Source organism: Myxococcus sp. CA039A, from assembly GCF_013336645.1.
In the GTDB taxonomy this organism is placed as follows: domain Bacteria; phylum Myxococcota; class Myxococcia; order Myxococcales; family Myxococcaceae; genus Myxococcus; species Myxococcus llanfairpwllgwyngyllgogerychwyrndrobwllllantysiliogogogochensis.
Genome location: NZ_JABUMQ010000247.1, coordinates 1 through 17,354, shown reverse-complemented (window position 1 = coordinate 17,354; position 17,354 = coordinate 1). Strand labels below are relative to the sequence as shown.

Below are 17,354 nucleotides of genomic sequence, written 5' to 3'. Positions count from 1 at the left end.
TGCCGGGGCCCGCCTGCCCGCCCGCCCCTCCAAGTTCCATCCGGGCGATGGCAAGCCGCTTGAAAGGAACCGCCTCCGGAAGGTCGGGACTGGGAGGCAGGGCGTGGCGACGACGACGATGGAGCAGGTTCGGGGCGCGGTCCGCGGTGGAATGGCTTCCTTCTATGCGTCACCCGCCTCGGTGGCGTTGCTGATGCTCAACCTCATGGACGGGCTGTTCACGCTGCTCTTCCTCCAGCTGGGCGTGGCGGAGGAACTCAACCCTCTCATGCGGCTGGCCTACGAGCAGTCACCGCTCTTCTTCATGTTCGCCAAGCTGCTCATCGTGAACGCCGGCCTGTGGCTGTTGTGCTTGCACAGGCGTCTGCGCGCCAGCCGCCTCGCCATCCGAGCAGGCGCCGTCGTCTACGGAATCATCGTCGTCTACCATCTGGCTTTTCTGACCCACCTGGTCCTGCACTGGCCAGGAGCCCTTGGGTAGTCCCTTTCACGCTCTGGACTGTGCGCGAGTGGAACAATGGTGAGGGAACTCCTTCACCATACCCTTGCATTTTGCACCCGGTATGTCCCAGGCTTCCCGCCAGCTCCGACCTTTCGGGTTCGGGGGGGGACCATGAACATCACCGACGTCCGGGTGTTTCCGGTCGAAGAGGACAAGCTCAAGGCGTACGTCACCATCACCCTGGATCACTGCTTCGTCATACGCGACTTGAAGGTCATCCACGGCTCCTCGGGGCTGTTCATCGCGATGCCGGCGAAGAAGCGCAAGGATGGAACGTACAAGGATATAGCCCACCCGCTCAACGCGGACACACGCAGCCAGATGGAGCGTGTCATTCTCATGGAGTACGAGCGGCACCTCCATCAGGCGCAAGCCGGGATGCTCGGTCCGATGCCAGCAGATCTCGACTAACGCCTTCACATCCGCGCGTGTCCAGGTTAGTCAGCGGGCCCATCATGCAGCCGCGCGACTTCAAGATCTTCGCCGGGAGCTCGAATCCCGGCCTGGCTCACCGAATCTGTGAGTACCTCAAGCGTCCGCTCGGCAAGGCGGAGGTGGGTCGCTTCTCCGACGGAGAAATCCACGTCGAGATTGGCGAGAACGTCCGCGGTCACGACGTCTTCATCCTCCAGTCGACGAGCCCGCCGACCAACGACCATCTGATGGAGATGCTCATCATCTGCGACGCCCTGAAGCGGGCGAGCGCGAGCTCCATCACCGCCGTCATCCCGTATTACGGGTATGCCCGGCAGGACCGGAAGGTTGCCCCGCGCACGCCGATCACGGCGAAGCTCGTCGCGGACCTGCTGGAAGTGGCCGGCGCCGAGCGCGTCGTCTCCATGGACATGCACGCCGGGCAGATCCAGGGCTTCTTCAACATCCCCTCGGACCACCTGTACGGCTCGCCGGTGTTCCTGGAGGACCTGCGCAAGCGTTTCCCGGAGTCGCAGGAGCTGGTCATCGTGTCGCCGGACGCTGGTGGCGTCGAGCGCGCGCGTGCCTACTCCAAGCGCCTCAACACGGGGCTGGCCATCATCGACAAGCGCCGCCCGCGTCCCAACGCCTCCGAGGTGATGAACCTCATCGGCGACGTGTCCGGCAAGGATGCCGTCCTCGTGGACGACATGGTGGACACCGCCGGCACGCTCGCCCAGGCCGCTGCGGCGCTCAAGGCCAAGGGCGCCCGCCGCGTGGTCGCCTACGCGGTGCACCCCATCCTCTCCGGACCCGCCATCCAGCGCATCCAGGACTCCGTGCTGGAAGAGGTCGTCTTCACGGACACCGTGCCGCTGTCGGCCGCGGCGCAGGCGTGCTCGAAGATTCGCGTGCTCACCACCGAGCGGCTCTTCGGCGAGGCCATCGCCCGCATCCACCGGGCCGACTCGCTCAGCTCGCTGTTCGTCTGAGGCTCGGGTCGCCCGTCCGCCGGGCGACTTGACTCCACGTCCGGGGGCTGGCATGTCCGGCCTCCTCCAACGGTCCCCTTCGCGGCGCCGTCTTCGGGGCCCGCCACTGGGGCGGGATGCCGAGGGCGCCAGGGTGGCCGGTGGTCACCGCGGTACCCATTCCCAAGGTATTTCCATGTCCGAAAACAAGAACACCCTCGAGGCGAAGTCGCGTGAAGGCTCTGGCAAGGGCTTTGCCCGCAAGCTGCGCGCCCAGGGTGTGGTGCCCGCCGTGGTGTACGGCAAGCACCTGAAGACGCCCGTGCACATCTCGGTGGACCCGAAGGCCGTGCGCGCGGCCATCAACACCCCGCACAAGTTCAACACCGTCATCCAGCTGAAGCTGGCCAGCGGTGACCAGCAGGTCCTCCTGAAGGACTACCAGATGGACCCCGTCACCCGGGACATCCTGCACGTGGACTTCATCGGCGTGCGCGCGGACGAGCAGGTCAAGGTGGACGTGCCGCTCGTGCTCGTCGGCAAGTCGGTGGGCGTGGCCGAGGGTGGTCTGCTCAGCCAGATTCGCCGTGAAATCACGGTCTGGGCGCTGCCGAACGCCATTCCCGAGCGCATCGAGGTGGACGTGACGGCGCTGAAGATCGCCGAGGCGCTGCACATCAACGACGTGAAGTTCCCGGCCGGCGTGTCGGTGAAGTCGAACGTCAACTACACCGTGGCGGTCGTCGCCGCGCCCGAGGCGGCCGAGGTGGCCCCCGTGGCGGCTGCGGCGGCCCCCGCCGCCGCGGCTCCCGCGGCGAAGGCTGGCGACAAGGCGGCGGCCCCCGCGGCCGCGGCCAAGGCCCCCGCGAAGAAGTAGTCGTCTTCCGGTGTACCCTGGACACGGGGCTGGCCTCCCTGAGGCTGGCCCCGTTTCTTTTTGGAGCCTCCCATGAAGCTCATCTGCGGGCTGGGCAACCCGGGGCGCGAGTACGAGCGGCACCGGCACAACATCGGATTCATGGTGGTGGAGGCGCTGCTGTCGCGAGCGCGCGCGGAGCTGAATCAGGAGAAGTTCGCCGCGAAAGTGGGCCAGGGGACCCTGGCGGGCGAGCGCATCCTCTTCGTCGAGCCGCAGACCTTCATGAACCTGTCGGGCCGCTCGGTGGCCGAGGCGGCGCGCTTCTACAAGATTGCTCCCGAGGACGTGTTCGTCATCCACGATGAACTGGACCTGCCCCTGGGCCGGCTGCAGCTCAAGGCGGGCGGCGGCAGCGGGGGCCACAACGGCCTGAAGAGCATCGTCGCGAGCCTGGGCTCGGAGGCGTTCATCCGCCTGCGCTTCGGCATCGACAAGCCGGAGGGGCCCAATGCCCGCGAGCGCGTCGCCGACTACGTCCTGTCCAACTTCGACGACGGGGAGCGCCGCCAGCTGGACGAACTGAAGGACCGCGCCATGGACATGACCGAGTGCTGGGTGCGCGAGGGGCTGTCGGTGGCGATGAACCGCTTCAACCGGAAGGCCTGAGGCCCCTCGGAGCGCCCGGGACGGGGGGAGCGGACAGGCGAGCTTTCCGGGAGCTTGACTTGCCCGGGGGGCCCTCCTAGAAGGCCCGTTCGCTCGCTGGGTGGTTGATCCAGTGGGATGTTCTTTTTCAGCTTCCCGTGTTGGTGCACGGGACGTAGCGCGAGGGTGACGGGCGCGCGGTTTCCCGTTCCCGGTGGTGGCCATGGGGCCAATCGCCGTTTCCCCGCTCCTCGGATTGTCCGGGGGGCACTCGACCCCAAGGGGAGAGAAAACATGGCAGAGACGCAGGCCGCCAAGCGGCTTCGTGAGTACGAGACCATCTTCCTGGTCAAGCCGGACCTGACTGACGACAACGTGGACAAGCTCAAGGAGCGCGTCCGTGGCATCGTCTCCCGCGAGGGTGGCAAGGTCCTCCGCTTCACGGTGTGGGGCAAGAAGAAGACCCTGTTCCCCGTGGCGAAGCAGCCCCGCGCCATCTACGTGCACGCCAGCTACCTGGGCGGTTCGGGTCTGGTGGCGGAGATTGAGCGCAACCTGAAGAACCTCGATGAGGTCACCCGCTACATCTCCGTGAAGCTGGCGGATGAGGTGGACCCCGAGACGCGTCCGGTCCTCGAGGACCTGAAGCTCGCCGGCGATGTGGAGGAGACCCGTCCGGGCGCTCCCGAGCCGCGCGAGGGTGGCGGGTTCCGCGGCGACGTGGCCGAGGAGTCCGTGGGCGAGGCGGAGGAGGAGTCGTCCGAGGAGGCCTGAGCGCCACCTGGGACATTCTCTAGGGACCTTTTCAGGAAACGAGAAAGTTCATGAGCAACGGAACGGACAGCAAGACGGGCGGCTCGTCGTCGGGCGGCCGCAGTGGCGGCTTCGGCGGCGGCGGTGGGCCTCGCGGTGATCGCGGTGGAGACCGTGGCGGAGACCGTGGTGGTGATCGCGGAGACCGCGGTGGCATGGGCGGCGATGACGAGAAGCGCGGCGGTGGCCGTGGCTTCGGCCGCAAGAAGGTCTGCCGGTTCTGCGCGGAGAAGAACGCGTCGGTGGATTTCAAGGACCAGGCGACGCTGAAGTACTTCGTCACCGAGCGCGGCAAGATCATTCCCCGCCGCATCTCTGGCAACTGCGCGAAGCACCAGCGTGAGGTGGCCACGGCCATCAAGCGCGCGCGCGGCATCGCCCTGCTCCCCTACAACGCGGTGGTCGGCTAACCGCCGGGTCCGCTCAGGAGACTGAACATGAAGGTCATTCTGCGAGAGGACATCGAGAACCTCGGCAAGTCCGGGGAGCTCGTCACCGTGAAGGACGGCTTCGGCCGTAACTACCTGCTGCCGCGCAAGAAGGCGGTTCTGGCGAGCGAGCAGAACCTCCGTCAGCTCGAGCACGAGAAGGCGGTCATCACCGCCCGCAATGCCAAGCTGAAGGGCGCCGCGGAGGAGCAGGCGAAGAAGGTCGGCTCCATCAAGGTCGTCATCAAGCGCAAGGTCGGCGATCAGGACAAGCTGTTCGGGTCCGTCACCGCGCTGGATATCGCCGAGGCCGTGGCGGCCCAGGGTCAGACGGTGGACCGTCGCGCCCTGCACCTGCCCGAGCCCATCAAGGCGATTGGCAGCTACGAAGTCGAGCTGCGCCTGCACCGCGACGTGACGGCGAAGATCAAGGTCGAAGTCGCCGCCGAGTAACGGCTCGACTCCGCCTCAAGCGGGTTCGAGAAGGCCGCCCGGGGCAACCCGGGCGGCCTTTTCATTTGGGGATGGCCGCCGTGTCTCGCGTCCGGCTCGCGCCGTGGCCGGTCCGTCCTACGACAGGCGCGTGGAGCCTTCCGAGGCGGGTGGGTATCCAGGAGGCACAGGAGGCTCGCCCATGAGCACGCCCGACCCCGCCCCGACATCTCCCGCCGACGCCCATCGCCCCGACCTGGACTGGCTCCGCGTCGTCGCCATCCTCGTGCTGCACCTGTTCCACACGGGGATGATGTTCAACCGGTGGGACTGGCACATCAAGGCGCCCACGCTGCTGCCGGTGCTGGAGCTGCCCATGGACATCCTGCACCACGTGCGCATGCCGCTGCTGATGGTCATCTCCGGCGTGGGGACGGCCCTCGCGCTGCGGCGGCGCTCGCTGCGTGACTTCGCGGGGGACCGGACGCGCCGGCTGCTGCTGCCGGTGGTCTTCGGCATGTTCGTCATCGTGCCGCCGCAAATCTACGTGGAGCGCGTGTTCACGGGGCGGTTCCAGGGCAGCTACGCGGACTTCTATCCCTCTGTCTTCGGCCTCGTCCCCTACCCCGCGGGCAGCCTGAGCTGGCACCACCTCTGGTTCGTCGTCTACCTCTTCGCCTTCTGCCTCCTGGCGCTGCCGCTGTTCTGGGCGCTGGGGACAGCGCGCGGGAAGGCCTGGCTCGCGAAGGCCGAGGCCTGGCTGTGCCGGGGTCCGAATCTCCTGTGGCTGTTCATCCCGCTCTTCGTCAACGACCTGCTGCTGCACCGCTTCCCGCAGACGCACGCGCTGTTCGACGACCCGAGGACCTTTGGCCACTACGGCCTGCTGTTCCTCATGGGGCACCTGCTCGGCCGCGCGCCCAGGGTCTGGGACGTCCTGGTGGAGCGCCGGTGGTGGCTGCTGGGCGTGTCAGCGGTCCTCTTCGCCATCATGGCGCCAGAGAGCGAGTTCGACCTGGTGCCCGAGGTGCTCGGGGGCACGTCGGCCCAGTGGCTGTCCATCCTGACCGCGCTGGGCTGGGCGCGCCGGTGCGTGCGGACGGAAAGCCGGTGGGTCCGGCACGCGCAGGAGCTGTCGTATCCGTTCTACATCTTCCACCAGACGGTCATCATCGTCGTCGGCTTCGCGATGCTGCGGCTGCCCGTGGGGCCGTGGAGCCTCTTCGGCTGCGTGCTCGTCACGACCTTCCTGGTCAGCTGGGGCTTGAGCGAGCTGGTGGCCCGCCTGCCCTGGTTGAGGCCGTTCTTCGGGTTGAAGGCCCGTGTGGTGTCCCGTCCCGAAGCGACGCTCCAGGGCGCGCCCACGGGGCATACTGCGTGACGGAGAGCCATGGCCGACACCCTCCCGACGTCCGCCCTCGAGGTGCCGCAGTCCCGGTCCTGGCGGTGGCCCCGCTTCCGGTTGCGCCCGGTGCTCGGGGTGCTCGCATTCTGCCTCGTCCTGGGCGTGTCGTATGGCGCCGCGGTGAGGTTGGATCAGCTCGCCAACGGACACACCTCCCTCCCCGCATCGCGGGCCTTCTTCTGGGAAATCACGGGTGCGCTCTCGGCCTGGGTGACGCTGCCCCTCATCCAGACCGCGACGCTGAACGCCCCGTCACCGCGCGCCTCGGGGTGGGCGCGCTTCCTGGGCCTGCACGTGGTGGGATTCGCGCTCTACACCTCCGTGCACATCCTGGTCATGCTGGGCATTCGCTACCTGCTCTACCCGCTGCTGGGCTGGGGTGAGTACGAGTACGGGCCCATGGCCTTCCGACTGCCCATGGAGGTGTCGAAGGACCTGATTGCCTACGGGCTCGCCGTCACCTTCATCAGCCTCTTCACGGCCTGGCGGAATCAACATGCGCGAGCGCTGCGCGAAGCGGAGCTGGAGGGTGAGCTTCGCAGCGCGCAGCTCCAGTCCCTCACCGGCCAGCTCCACCCGCACTTCCTCTTCAACTCGCTGCACACCATCAGCTCGGTCATGTACGAGGACCTGGCGCGAACGGACCGGCTGCTCAGCGACCTGGGACATGTGCTGCGCGCCAGCCTGGAGCGCGCGGAGCCCACGTGGACGCTGGCCGAGGAGCGTGCGCATACCGCGCGCTTCGTGGGGCTCCTGTCCGCGCGCTTCGGGGACCGGCTCGCGGTGCACTGGAGCGTGGAGCCGGGCCTGGACTCGGCGCGCGTGCCCTGCTTCGCGTTGCAGACCCTGGTGGAGAACGCGGTGAAGCACAACCAGGACCGCGTGCAGCCGCTGGAGGTGCGCATCCGCGCCAGCGAGACGGCGGGCGCGTGGCGACTGGAGGTCGAGGACACGGGCCGTGGCTTCGGCGGTGAGTCGCCCGCCTCGGGGACGGGCGTGGGACTGGCGCACCTGGAGCAGATCCTCGCGCTCCTGCACGACGGGCGGGCCCGGATGGAGCGAGGCCAGGGACCCGAGGGTGGAGCGCGCGTGTCGCTGACGCTGCCCCTGGGAGCGAAGCCATGACGACCTTCCGCGTGCTGGCGGTGGACGACGAGACACCCGCCCGGGCCAAGGTGCGGCGCTTTCTGGAAGGCGAGTCGCGCTTCACGCTGGTGGGCGAGGCCGCGGATGGAACGGAAGCGCTCGCGAGCATCGAGTCGCTGAAGCCAGACCTCGTCATCCTCGACGTGCAGATGCCAGGACTGACGGGCTTCGAGGTGCTGGAGGCGCTCGGGCCGGGAACGGGCCCCGCGGTCATCTTCTCCACCGCGTATGACGGCTTCGCGCTCCGGGCCTTCGAGGCGCACGCGGTGGACTACCTGCTCAAGCCCTACGACGGCGAGCGCTTCGCCCGCGCGCTGGACAAGGCCCATGCGCTGCTGCTCGGTGGAGGCTCGGAGGCCGCGAGGCTCCAGGCGCTCCTGCGAGAAGTGGCCTCGGCAACGCCACGACGCGCGCTGGAGCGGCTGGTGGTGAAGTCGGGTGAGGCGTGGGTGCCGCTGCGCCTGGAGGACGTGTGGCGCCTGTCGTCCGAGGACAAGTACGTGCGCGTGTACACCGCCCAGGGTGAGCATCTGGTGCGCCAGAGCCTGCGCGCGCTGGAGGAGCGGTTGGACCCGGAGCGCTTCGTGCGCATCCATCGCGGAGACATCATCAACCTGGACGCGGTGGCGAAGTTGGAGCCCTGGAGCCACGGAGACGGAATCCTCGTGCTGAGGAACGGCACGACGGTGGTGCTCAGCCGCACGTGGCGTGAAGCATTCCTCCAGCGTTGGGGAATGGAAGGCTGATTGCGGGTAGGTCCACCTTCCTCCGCCCACCCGCCGCTACAGGTCTGTGGCGGAATATTTCTGCCATGTCAGAGCCGCCTGTAGAGTGGGCGGGCAGCCATGGAGAACTCCCTAGACCTCAGAGATGGGCGAAAGGTCCACGAGGACCTGGCCGCCGAGCGTGCAGTGCTCGGCGCCGTACTCGCGGACAACACGCTCATCGCTGCCGTAGGCGAAGTGGTCCACGCGGACGACTTCTCCAGCCCCGCGCACGCGCAGATTTTCGCGGCGATGATTCGCCTGGACGGAAAGCAGCAACAGGTCGACCACCTGACGCTGGCTGAAGAACTCAAGGTCCTGGGACACCTCGTCGCCGTGGGCGGCCCCGCGTACCTGATGCGGTTGGACCAGGTGGTTCCGCTGGCCTCCAACGCCGTCCAGTACGCGAACATCGTCAAGGACCAGGCGCTGCGACGCCGGCTGGCGAACGTCGGCCGCGAAATCCAGGACCTCGCCAGCCAGGAGACGGGCGAGCTGGAGGTGTTGCTCGACGAGGCCGAGCGCAAGGTGTTCCTCCTCGCGGAGAAGAAGCGCGAGGGAGACCTGCGGCCCGTCAGCGAGCTGATGGAGCACACGCTCGATCTGCTCGACAAGATGAAGGCGGCGTCGACGGGCATCACGGGCCTGTCCACCGGCTACATCGACCTGGACAACCAGCTCACGGGGCTGCACGCCGGTGAGCTCATCATCCTCGCGGCGCGTCCCGGCGTCGGCAAGACGTCCTTCGCGATGAACATCGCGGTGAACGCGGCGCTGAAGGAGAACAAGGCCGTTGGCATCTTCAGCCTGGAAATGCCCGCCGACCAGCTCCTGATGCGTCTGCTCGCGTCCACCGCGCGCGTGGACATGAAGAAGCTGCGTGGCGGCCGGCTCTCTCCGCACGACGAGGAGAAGTTCCAGGAGATGGCGGGTGCCCTCTACAACGCGCCCATCTACATCGACGACTCGGGTGGCCTGTCTCCGTTCGACCTGCGCGCCAAGGCGCGCCGCGTGAAGCAGAAGGACCCGCGCCTGTCGCTCCTCATCATCGACTACCTCCAGTTGATGCATCAGAAGGGCAAGGTGGAGAGCCGCCAGTTGGAAGTCGCCGAAATCTCCCGCGCGCTCAAGCAGTTGGCCAAGGAGCTGGAGGTCCCCATCATCGCGCTCAGTCAGCTCAGCCGTAAGGTCGAGGAGCGCAAGGGCGGCAAGCCCATGCTGTCGGACCTGCGTGAGTCCGGCTCCATCGAACAGGACGCCGACGTGGTGATGTTCATCCACCGCGAGGAGACGGAAGAAGGGGGCGAGGCGCCGCCTCAGTCGCAGTCAAACACCGTCATCCCCGTCGAGCTCATCATCGCCAAGCAGCGCAACGGGCCCATCGGCGAAATCTCCCTGGTGTTCCTCGCCGAGTACACCCGCTTCGAAAGCCGCAGCCGGGCCGAGTAACACCAGCGCGCGACGTGCCCGGCCCGCCCTGCTCCAAGCCCGTGCGCAGGTAGCGCACCACCTACCTCCGGGCCGCGCGAGTACCGTGCGACGTGCCCTGCCCGCCCTCCTCCGCGCCCGTGCGCAGGTAGCGCACCACCAGGGCCCGAGCCACGCGCGTGGCGGCCTCCAGCGTGCGGCCCCGCCCCAGCTCCGTCGCCAGCGCGGAGGCCAGCCGACACCCCGTGCCACGACGCTCGGGCGCGCGCGCCAGTCGCTGGCCCTTCAACACACGGACGCCTTCGGGTGTGGCCAGCACATCCGCCAACCCCCGCGCATCCGGCAGGTGCCCGCCCTTCACCAGCACCGCGCCGAAGCCGTGCTCCACCAGCGCGACAGCGGCCTCACGCGCCGCCCCCACCGTGTCCGGTACGGGCCTGCCCAGGAGCCACCCGGCTTCGTCCAGGTTCGGGGTGAGCACGACACGCGGGCCCGCGAGCGACAGGTAGCGCCGGGCAGACAAACGGGACAACAGTTGCCCCCGAGACGTCCGCACCACCGGGTCCACCACCCACCAGGCCCGCGTCCCGGCCAGCGCGGCGCTCGCGGCCTCGAGCTGCGCGAGGCCCGGCACCATGCCCCACTTCACCGCGTGCACCTCACCCAGCTCGCGCGCGGCGATCAGCTGCGCACGCACCACGCGGGGCGGAGACGCCACCCAGGAGAAGGTGACACGGCCCTGCGCCGTCTGCGCCAGGGGCACCGCCACCGGCTGCCCTTCCAGCGCACGCACCGCCGCCACATCCGCCAGCAGCCCCGCTCTTCCCGTGGGCTCGAGCCCCGCCAACAGGACGACGCGCGGAATCACCGCCGATGCTCTCGCGCTTTCTGGATGAAGGACTTGTACAGCCCCACGTGCACGGGAATCGTCGTCGCCATGTACTCGGGATGCCACTGCACGCCCACCGCGAAGGCGTGGGTGGTGGACTCGATGGCCTCCACCACGCCGTCGGGCGCCATCGCGCAGATGCTCACGTCGCGCCCGGGGCTGCGCACCGACTGGTGATGCGTGGAGTTCACCATGAGCTGGCCGTGCCCCACCGCCTCCGCGAGCAGCGAGCCGCTGCGCACGTCCACCGGATGCTGCGGCTGCGTGCGGTCATGCTTCTGCTCGTGCTCACGAGCGCCCTGCACCTCACGGCCGATGTCCTGGAACAGCGTGCCACCCAGCACCACGTTGAGAAGCTGCATGCCGCCACAGACGCCCAGCACCGGCATGTTGCGCTTGAGCGCCCCGCGCATCAGCGCCGCCTCGAACGCGGTGCGCCCTTCCTTCAGCGCGCCCAGTCCCTCGCGCGCCGTTTCCCCATACGCCTCGGGAGGAATGTCGAAGGCGCCGCCGGTGACGAGCAGTCCGGACACGCGGTCCAGATACGCGTCCACACACGTGGGGTCGTCCGCGTACGGCAGGACGAACGGAAGGCCCCCGGCGCGCAGCACCGCGTCGGCGTAGGGCACCTTCAGCTCGTACCGCGCGAAGGGCTGATCCTCGGGCTGGCTCCAGTCCGGGGTAATGCCGATGTTGGGCCGCCGGGGCGGCTGGCCATGGTGACGCGGATGATTGTTCATGGGGGAGTCCGTCGGTCGAACCTACCCCCCCACACGTCCCCGTTCAAACGCAGCCGTCAGCAGGCGCACCCGCTCGGCGATATCCTGGGCGAGCAGGACGTCCGAAACCACCGCCGCGCCATGCGCGCCCGACGCCGCCACCCGCCCCACGTTCTCCAGTCCCACGCCACCAATGCCCACCACCGGCAGCGGGCTGTCAGTCACGACCCGCGCCAGCCCCTCCAGCCCCAGCACCGGTGCGGGCACCTGCTTCGTCGTCGTGCCGAAGACGGGCCCCACGCCCACGTAGTCCGCGCCCGCCTCTCGCGCCGCCCTCGCGCCCTCGGCGTCTCGCACCGTGACGCCCACCAGGCGACCAGGCCCCAGGAGCGCGCGCGCCGCCTCGGCGGGCAGGTCCTCATCGCCCACGTGCACGCCATCCGCGTCCGCCAGCAGCGCCAGGTCCACCCTGTCGTTGAGCAGGCACACCGCGCCCGCGCGCCGACACAACCGGACGACCTCCCGAGCCACGGACAGCGCCTCGCGCACCGGCGTTCGCTTCATGCGCAGTTGCACCACCCGCGCTCCACCCGCGAGCATCCGCTCCGCCTTGAGAACCAGGGGCATGTCCACCCGCACGGTGTCGTCGCACAGCAGATACAGTCCCGGGGGAAGCAGCGGACGGGGCGGGGCGTTCATCGGCACCAGGAAGGCGGGACGGCGGCGTTGACAGTCGGCCCCTCTGCTATAAGGTAGCGCGCTATTTTCCAAGCAATTCCGAGGATTTGAAACATGGCGGACACGGTGGACCCCAAGTATCTCGATAAGCGCACCGCGGAGCGGTACCTGCGCTCGGGCCAGTTGGACGAGAAAGCGCACGAGCGCCACCTCAAGGGCCTGCCGGATGTGGCGGACAAGGCCACGCCGGTGGAGACCTTCATGGATGACGACGTCGACGACGACTACGACGACGAAGAGGATGACCTCGACGAAGAGGACGAGGCGGACGACGAGGATGAGTCCTCCGACGTGGCCGATGAGACGGCCTCTTCCTCCGATGAAGCCGAGGGCAAGGATGAGCCCGAGGGCGAGGAGCCTGGCACCCCATGAGCCCCGTGGACGAGAAGCGCGGCGAGACCTTCGTGATGCGGGGGGAAGCGCGCTCCGCGTCCGAGGAGGCCATCTCCTTCAGCACGTTCATCGTGGGGTTGGGCACCGCGGTGCTCATCCACCTCGGTGACGCGCCGAACCCGGAGACGGGCCAGACGTCGAAGGACTTGCCGTTGGCCCGGCAGAACCTGGACCTGTTGTCGATGTTGCGGCAGAAAACGCGGGGCAACCTGACGCCGGACGAGGAGAAGCTCTTCGACGGATTGCTCGCGGATCTGCGCCTGCGCTTCGTGGAGGCAAGCAAGCGGTGATGGCGTCGGCTCCCCGCTCGGGCAGGCTTCCCGGGCGCATTCGTTTCGCGGCCCTCGCGTGTGTCGTGCTCGCCATCTTCACGGGCTGGGGCGCGCTGAACGAGGCCATGGAGATGGCCCACTTCTACGAGGTCCGCTCCCGGCACATGGAGGCCAGCCCTCCGTTCCTCCTGGGCAGCGACCCCGCCGTCCTCCAGAAGCTGCTGGAGGTGCAGTACCAGTCCCTGGAGCCCATGCGAGAGCCGCGCGCCGTGTTGATGGGCGTGCTCGCCGTGGCGTGCGCCTTCGTCTTCGTCTCCGCGTCCAACATTCTGCGCTCGGGCGGACTGCCTCGGGACGCCTTGCGCAAGATGCTCGGCCGCGCCGCGCTCACGGTGGCGGTGCTGCGCACCATCGACGGCGCCCAGTGGGCCGTGGTGTCCCGCCGCGTGGGCGTCACGCTCGCCCAGACACTCACCCAGCGCCCCGAGTACCAGGACCCCACGACAGCCGAGGTCGTCACCAGCGTGGCCCCCTGGATGGCCCTGGGACTGACGGTGCTGGGGACGGCCGTCATCGCGGGCACCTTCGCCCTGCTCGGCCAGTACTTCCGCAGTGACACCGTGCGAGACGCGCTCGTCGCCCAGGACAGCCCGGCGGACGGCTAGCAGCCTCCCGGAACGTCAGTGGGCGTGGGGTGCCACGCCGCCCGGCAACAGGGCCTCCAGCGCGGACTCCACGTCCGCCGAGGAGTCCTCCTCCAGCGACAGCACCCTCCCCAGCCCCGCCCGAAGCAGCCTCAGCAGCTCCTTGCGCGACAGCCCGAAGACGTGCGCCAGGTGCCCCATGGGCCAGCGCGACTGCATGTGCGTGAAGGCCGCTTCGTCCAGGTCCTCGGGACGGCCCTCGGGCAGCTCCACGTTGTCGTAGACCACCCGCTCACCGCCCACGCGCCGACCGTTGCCGTAGGCGAGGACTTCCTCACCCTCGTCCGGGTCATAGACGTAGGCATGCACCGTGGCGTTGGCCGCCCGGGACAGCAGCCGGGGCAGCGCATGGTGCGCGGCATACCAGTGCGCGCCCGGCCGGCCCTGCGTGAAGGGGCCCACGTAGGCCAGCCGCACCACCTTGCGGCGCCGATTGACCGACACCTGCAGGCCCGTGGCGCCCGATGCGCCGTCCAGCCGCAGCGCTTCACGGGCCTGCCGGAGCAAATCCAGCCCGCCGAAGCTTTCGAGTCGAATGAGATAGCCGCCGTGCGCTTCCAGAGTCAGCCCCCCGAGGGTGGGCGCCGCCTATAACCGAGCCTTGCCCCTGATGGCAACTCAAGCACCTCGAAATTCCAGCCGCTACCAGGAGTCCAAAGTATTCCGCTTCTGGCGCAGTTGTGACACCGCGCGTTAACTTCCTGAGCTCGATTGCCAAGGTCGAGCCGACTCTTACGTTGAGTGTATGCGACTCGATAAGTTCACGGTGAAGGCGCAGGAAGCCATCCAGGAAGGCCAGACGCTGGCCCGCCGCGCCGACAATCCCCAGTACGAGCCTGAGCACCTGGCCGCGGCGCTGTTGGGACAGAAGGACGGAATCGTCGACCCCCTGCTGCGCAAGCTTGGCGCCGACGTGAAGCTGTTCTCGTCCCGTCTGGGTGAAGCCCTGGGCAAGCTGCCCAAGATGCAGGGCGGCGAGAGCGCCATGCTGGGCCAGCGCCTGCTCAAGACGTTCGACAAGGCGGAGGACGAGGCCAAGGCGCTCAAGGACGAGTTCATCTCGTCCGAGCATCTGCTGCTCGCGTTGACCCAGGACAAGGGCACGACGGGCGAGGTCATGAAGGCGTCCGGCATCACCCGCGAGCGGGTGGTCGCCGCCCTCAAGGAGGTCCGCGGCTCCGGGCGCGTGACGAGCCAGGACGCGGAGTCCACCTATCAGGCGCTGGAGAAGTACGGGCGGGACCTCACGGAGGCGGCGCGCGCGGGGAAGCTGGACCCCGTCATCGGTCGCGACGAGGAGATTCGCCGCTGCATCCAGGTGCTCAGCCGGCGCACGAAGAACAACCCGGTGCTCATCGGCGAGCCGGGCGTGGGCAAGACGGCCATCGCCGAGGGGCTGGCGCGGCGCATCGTCGACGGCGACGTGCCGGAGGGCCTGAAGAACAAGCAGCTCATCACGCTGGACATGGGCGCCCTGGTGGCCGGCGCCAAGTTCCGCGGTGAGTTCGAGGAGCGGCTCAAGGCGGTGCTCAAGGAGGTCGCCGACGCGTCCGGTCAGGTCATCCTCTTCATCGACGAAATCCACACGATTGTGGGCGCGGGCAAGGCCGAGGGGGCCATGGACGCGGGCAACATGCTCAAGCCGGCGCTGGCGCGCGGCGAGCTGCACTGCATTGGCGCGACGACGCTGGACGAGTACCGCAAGCACATTGAAAAGGACGCGGCCCTGGAGCGCCGGTTCCAGCCCGTCTTCGTGGGCGAGCCCAGCGTGCACGACACCATCAGCATCCTTCGCGGGCTGAAGGAGCGCTACGAGGTGCACCACGGCGTGCGCATCCAGGACACCGCGCTGGTGGCCGCCGCCACGCTCAGCCACCGCTACATCGCGGACCGCTTCCTGCCGGACAAGGCCATCGACCTCATCGACGAGGCCGCCAGCCGCCTGCGCATCGAAATCGACTCGATGCCCACCGAGCTGGACGACATGCGCCGGAAGATGACGCAGCTCCAGATTGAGAAGGAGGGCCTGCGCAAGGAGACGGACCCGCACTCGCAAGAGCGCCTGGCGGCCATCGAGAAGGAGCTGGCCAACCTGCGCGAGCGCTTCGACGCGCTCAAGGTCCACTGGGACGCGGAGAAGACGGCCATCGGCGCCATCCGGACGCTGAAGGAGAAGCTGGAGAAGGTGAAGAACGACCAGGTCGCCGCCGAGCGACAGGGCGACCTCAACCGCGCCGCGGAGCTGAAGTTCGGCGTCCTGCCTTCCTTGGAGAAGGAGGTCCAGACGCAGAACAGCAAGCTCCTGGAGCTGCAGAAGAAACAGAAGTTCCTCAAGGAGGAGGTGGACTCCGAGGACATCGCCGCCGTGGTGGCCAAGTGGACGGGCATCCCCGTCTCGCGGCTGATGGAGGGCGAGGTCCACAAGCTGGTCCACATGGAGGACCGGCTGGCCCAGCGGGTGATTGGTCAGCGAAGCCCGATTGAGGCGGTGTCCAACGCCGTGCGCCGCGCGCGCAGCGGATTGCAGGACCCGAACCGGCCCATCGGCTCGTTCATCTTCCTGGGCCCCACGGGCGTGGGAAAGACGGAGACGGCGAAGGCACTGGCGGAGTTCCTCTTCGATGACGACACGGCCATGGTCCGCATCGACATGTCCGAGTTCATGGAGAAGCACGCCGTGGCCCGACTGGTGGGCGCGCCTCCGGGCTACGTCGGCTACGAGGAGGGCGGCCAGCTCACGGAGGCGGTGCGCCGCCGTCCCTACACGGTGGTGCTCTTCGACGAAATCGAGAAGGCGCACCCGGACGTCTTCAACATCCTGCTCCAGATTCTGGACGAGGGCCGGCTGACGGACAGCCAGGGCCGCACCGTGGACTTCAAGAACACGGTGCTCATCATGACGTCCAACCTGGGCTCCGCCGATATCCAGGCGGGCATGGCGGGCAAGGAGGAACTGGACGACAAGACGCGCGAGGACGTCATGGACGCGCTGCGCGGCCACTTCCGCCCGGAGTTCCTCAACCGCGTGGACGAAATCGTCATCTTCGAGCCGCTGCGCAAGAAGGACATCTACCGCATCGTCGACATCCAGCTCGCGAAGCTGGACAAGCTGCTCGCCGACAAGCGGCTGTCGCTGGAGCTGACCGACGCGGCCCGCGAGATGCTGGCGGAACGCGGGTACGACCCGACGTACGGCGCGCGGCCCCTGAAGCGCGCGGTGCAGAAGAACCTGTTGGATCCGCTGGCGCTCAAGGTGCTCAGCGGCGAGTTCCTCCCGGGTGACACCATCCAGGCGGACGCGGGCCCCACCGGGCTCACCTTCGCCAAGGTGCTGGTGGACAATTCGAAGAAAGTGAAGCGCGCGGAGTAGCGCGGACCGAGCCGGCCCCCTGCCCCGTCATCCTGGACGGGCGGGGGCGCCCCACGGCCCTCCTGCCTCAGTCGGATTCCGAGCCGGACGCGTCCGTGATTTCGGCATCCGAGTCGTCGGGGTCGCCACGCCCCCAATGTGCCTCCATGTTGGCCACCATCGACGGGATGTCCGGGTAGAGCCTCGCGAAGGCCCGGGGATAGGCCAGCCGGATGGAGCGGGCATGCTGCTCGAAGATGAGCGCCCGGAGCTCATCCAGGTCCTGGGTCGTGTCGTCCGGACTCAAGCCGAAGGCCCGGTACTCCGCGGTGGCGCTGTTCCCGTCTTCGTCCGTCTGGACGTCCGTCACGGTGTCGAAGTCGAAGAGTCCGAGCAGGGCGCCCCGCAGCTCGGCGTTGGTGACGCCTCCACCACCGACCTGGTTGCCCGCCCGGGCCATCGCGGCGTCGCCCGCCACCGCCC

General features: G+C 68.3%; 21 protein-coding genes. 16 read left to right on the top strand and 5 right to left on the bottom strand.

Features of this window, described 5'->3' with window-relative positions; genetic code table 11:
• From HR086_RS32860 to dnaB, 12 genes are all read left to right on the top strand, one after another.
• Nucleotides 1-481, top strand: a 481-nt coding sequence (locus HR086_RS32860; protein WP_254626565.1) for a DUF5658 family protein, incomplete at its 5' end; no start/stop codon positions are given.
• Between the two features lie 132 nt (nt 482-613).
• A complete protein-coding gene (gene spoVG, locus HR086_RS32855; protein ID WP_046715132.1) occupies nt 614-913 on the top strand; it encodes a septation regulator SpoVG in 300 nt (99 codons plus the stop codon).
• A 44-nt stretch (nt 914-957) separates the two neighbouring features.
• Complete coding sequence (locus HR086_RS32850) at nt 958-1,908, top strand: ribose-phosphate pyrophosphokinase (protein WP_174467611.1); 951 nt, start codon at nt 958-960, stop codon at nt 1,906-1,908.
• Between the two features lie 175 nt (nt 1,909-2,083).
• Nucleotides 2,084-2,764 carry a 50S ribosomal protein L25/general stress protein Ctc gene (locus tag HR086_RS32845; protein WP_141648004.1) on the top strand — a complete coding sequence of 227 codons (681 nt, stop codon included), beginning with the start codon at nt 2,084-2,086 and terminating at the stop codon, nt 2,762-2,764.
• A gap of 72 nt (nt 2,765-2,836) precedes the next feature.
• Complete coding sequence (gene pth / locus HR086_RS32840; protein WP_174467610.1) at nt 2,837-3,412, top strand: aminoacyl-tRNA hydrolase; 576 nt, start codon at nt 2,837-2,839, stop codon at nt 3,410-3,412.
• Nucleotides 3,413-3,685: 273 nt separating this feature from the next.
• On the top strand, nt 3,686-4,165 hold the full coding sequence (rpsF, locus tag HR086_RS32835) for a 30S ribosomal protein S6 (protein WP_141648006.1): 480 nt from the start codon (nt 3,686-3,688) through the stop codon (nt 4,163-4,165).
• A gap of 50 nt (nt 4,166-4,215) precedes the next feature.
• On the top strand, nt 4,216-4,614 hold the full coding sequence (gene rpsR, locus HR086_RS32830; protein WP_141648007.1) for a 30S ribosomal protein S18: 399 nt from the start codon (nt 4,216-4,218) through the stop codon (nt 4,612-4,614).
• Nucleotides 4,615-4,641: 27 nt separating this feature from the next.
• On the top strand, nt 4,642-5,085 hold the full coding sequence (gene rplI / locus HR086_RS32825) for a 50S ribosomal protein L9 (RefSeq protein ID WP_141648008.1): 444 nt from the start codon (nt 4,642-4,644) through the stop codon (nt 5,083-5,085).
• A gap of 181 nt (nt 5,086-5,266) precedes the next feature.
• Complete coding sequence (locus HR086_RS32820) at nt 5,267-6,445, top strand: acyltransferase (RefSeq protein WP_174467609.1); 1,179 nt, start codon at nt 5,267-5,269, stop codon at nt 6,443-6,445.
• Between the two features lie 9 nt (nt 6,446-6,454).
• Complete coding sequence (locus HR086_RS32815) at nt 6,455-7,594, top strand: sensor histidine kinase (protein ID WP_174467608.1); 1,140 nt, start codon at nt 6,455-6,457, stop codon at nt 7,592-7,594.
• Nucleotides 7,591-8,361, top strand: a complete 771-nt coding sequence (locus tag HR086_RS32810; protein ID WP_174453481.1) for a LytTR family DNA-binding domain-containing protein — start codon at nt 7,591-7,593, stop codon at nt 8,359-8,361. Before HR086_RS32815 ends, HR086_RS32810 begins: the two co-directional genes overlap by 4 nt.
• Before the next feature lie 99 nt (nt 8,362-8,460).
• Nucleotides 8,461-9,828: a replicative DNA helicase gene (gene dnaB, locus HR086_RS32805; protein WP_141648518.1), complete on the top strand. Its 1,368-nt coding sequence runs from the start codon at nt 8,461-8,463 to the stop codon at nt 9,826-9,828.
• A gap of 61 nt (nt 9,829-9,889) precedes the next feature.
• Here dnaB and HR086_RS32800 read toward each other — a convergent pair whose 3' ends face one another.
• The 3 genes from HR086_RS32800 to thiE are packed head-to-tail and all read right to left on the bottom strand — an operon-like array spanning nt 9,890 to nt 12,114.
• Nucleotides 9,890-10,675 carry a bifunctional hydroxymethylpyrimidine kinase/phosphomethylpyrimidine kinase gene (locus HR086_RS32800; RefSeq protein ID WP_174467607.1) on the bottom strand — a complete coding sequence of 262 codons (786 nt, stop codon included), beginning with the start codon at nt 10,673-10,675 and terminating at the stop codon, nt 9,890-9,892.
• On the bottom strand, nt 10,672-11,436 hold the full coding sequence (locus HR086_RS32795) for a gamma-glutamyl-gamma-aminobutyrate hydrolase family protein (RefSeq protein ID WP_141648520.1): 765 nt from the start codon (nt 11,434-11,436) through the stop codon (nt 10,672-10,674). Before HR086_RS32795 ends, HR086_RS32800 begins: the two co-directional genes overlap by 4 nt.
• Before the next feature lie 21 nt (nt 11,437-11,457).
• The gene (gene thiE, locus HR086_RS32790; protein WP_174467606.1) at nt 11,458-12,114 is read right to left on the bottom strand and encodes a thiamine phosphate synthase; all 657 of its coding nucleotides are present in this window, start codon (nt 12,112-12,114) and stop codon (nt 11,458-11,460) included.
• Between the two features lie 93 nt (nt 12,115-12,207).
• Here thiE and HR086_RS32785 point away from each other — a divergent pair, with 93 nt between their 5' ends.
• From HR086_RS32785 to HR086_RS32775, 3 genes are read left to right on the top strand one after another with little or no spacing between them, the layout of a single operon-like run.
• On the top strand, nt 12,208-12,525 hold the full coding sequence (locus tag HR086_RS32785) for an RNA polymerase subunit sigma (protein WP_174467605.1): 318 nt from the start codon (nt 12,208-12,210) through the stop codon (nt 12,523-12,525).
• Nucleotides 12,522-12,836 carry a DUF1844 domain-containing protein gene (locus tag HR086_RS32780; RefSeq protein ID WP_174453479.1) on the top strand — a complete coding sequence of 105 codons (315 nt, stop codon included), beginning with the start codon at nt 12,522-12,524 and terminating at the stop codon, nt 12,834-12,836. Before HR086_RS32785 ends, HR086_RS32780 begins: the two co-directional genes overlap by 4 nt.
• Nucleotides 12,836-13,483 carry a hypothetical protein gene (locus HR086_RS32775; RefSeq protein ID WP_174467604.1) on the top strand — a complete coding sequence of 216 codons (648 nt, stop codon included), beginning with the start codon at nt 12,836-12,838 and terminating at the stop codon, nt 13,481-13,483. The genes HR086_RS32780 and HR086_RS32775 overlap by 1 nt, the downstream gene beginning before the upstream one ends.
• Before the next feature lie 15 nt (nt 13,484-13,498).
• On the opposite strand, the gene HR086_RS32770 is transcribed toward HR086_RS32775, so the two are convergent.
• Nucleotides 13,499-14,029 (bottom strand): hypothetical protein, encoded by a 531-nt coding sequence (locus HR086_RS32770; RefSeq protein WP_174467603.1) that lies wholly within the window; start codon nt 14,027-14,029, stop codon nt 13,499-13,501.
• Nucleotides 14,030-14,267: 238 nt separating this feature from the next.
• Between HR086_RS32770 and clpB the strand changes: the two genes are divergently transcribed.
• Entirely contained in the window at nt 14,268-16,892 is a 2,625-nt protein-coding gene (gene clpB / locus HR086_RS32765) for an ATP-dependent chaperone ClpB (RefSeq protein WP_141648526.1), read from the top strand.
• Between the two features lie 67 nt (nt 16,893-16,959).
• Here clpB and HR086_RS32760 read toward each other — a convergent pair.
• Nucleotides 16,960-17,354: hypothetical protein (locus HR086_RS32760; RefSeq protein WP_174467602.1), on the bottom strand; the 395-nt coding region annotated here is incomplete at its 5' end.

What these genes read in the sequence shown, in the direction of transcription:
- HR086_RS32780 (WP_174453479.1), top strand. Translation starts at nt 12,522, where the DNA reads ATGAGCCCCGTGGACGAGAAGCGCGGCGAGACCTTCGTGATGCGGGGG.
- HR086_RS32810 (WP_174453481.1), top strand. Translation starts at nt 7,591, where the DNA reads ATGACGACCTTCCGCGTGCTGGCGGTGGACGACGAGACACCCGCCCGG.
- HR086_RS32785 (WP_174467605.1), top strand. Translation starts at nt 12,208, where the DNA reads ATGGCGGACACGGTGGACCCCAAGTATCTCGATAAGCGCACCGCGGAG.
- HR086_RS32775 (WP_174467604.1), top strand. Translation starts at nt 12,836, where the DNA reads ATGGCGTCGGCTCCCCGCTCGGGCAGGCTTCCCGGGCGCATTCGTTTC.
- thiE (WP_174467606.1), bottom strand. Translation starts at nt 12,114, where the DNA reads ATGAACGCCCCGCCCCGTCCGCTGCTTCCCCCGGGACTGTATCTGCTG.
- dnaB (WP_141648518.1), top strand. Translation starts at nt 8,461, where the DNA reads ATGGAGAACTCCCTAGACCTCAGAGATGGGCGAAAGGTCCACGAGGAC.
- rpsF (WP_141648006.1), top strand. Translation starts at nt 3,686, where the DNA reads ATGGCAGAGACGCAGGCCGCCAAGCGGCTTCGTGAGTACGAGACCATC.
- spoVG (WP_046715132.1), top strand. Translation starts at nt 614, where the DNA reads ATGAACATCACCGACGTCCGGGTGTTTCCGGTCGAAGAGGACAAGCTC.
- HR086_RS32820 (WP_174467609.1), top strand. Translation starts at nt 5,267, where the DNA reads ATGAGCACGCCCGACCCCGCCCCGACATCTCCCGCCGACGCCCATCGC.
- HR086_RS32815 (WP_174467608.1), top strand. Translation starts at nt 6,455, where the DNA reads ATGGCCGACACCCTCCCGACGTCCGCCCTCGAGGTGCCGCAGTCCCGG.
- rpsR (WP_141648007.1), top strand. Translation starts at nt 4,216, where the DNA reads ATGAGCAACGGAACGGACAGCAAGACGGGCGGCTCGTCGTCGGGCGGC.
- pth (WP_174467610.1), top strand. Translation starts at nt 2,837, where the DNA reads ATGAAGCTCATCTGCGGGCTGGGCAACCCGGGGCGCGAGTACGAGCGG.
- clpB (WP_141648526.1), top strand. Translation starts at nt 14,268, where the DNA reads ATGCGACTCGATAAGTTCACGGTGAAGGCGCAGGAAGCCATCCAGGAA.
- HR086_RS32845 (WP_141648004.1), top strand. Translation starts at nt 2,084, where the DNA reads ATGTCCGAAAACAAGAACACCCTCGAGGCGAAGTCGCGTGAAGGCTCT.
- rplI (WP_141648008.1), top strand. Translation starts at nt 4,642, where the DNA reads ATGAAGGTCATTCTGCGAGAGGACATCGAGAACCTCGGCAAGTCCGGG.
- HR086_RS32850 (WP_174467611.1), top strand. Translation starts at nt 958, where the DNA reads ATGCAGCCGCGCGACTTCAAGATCTTCGCCGGGAGCTCGAATCCCGGC.
- HR086_RS32795 (WP_141648520.1), bottom strand. Translation starts at nt 11,436, where the DNA reads ATGAACAATCATCCGCGTCACCATGGCCAGCCGCCCCGGCGGCCCAAC.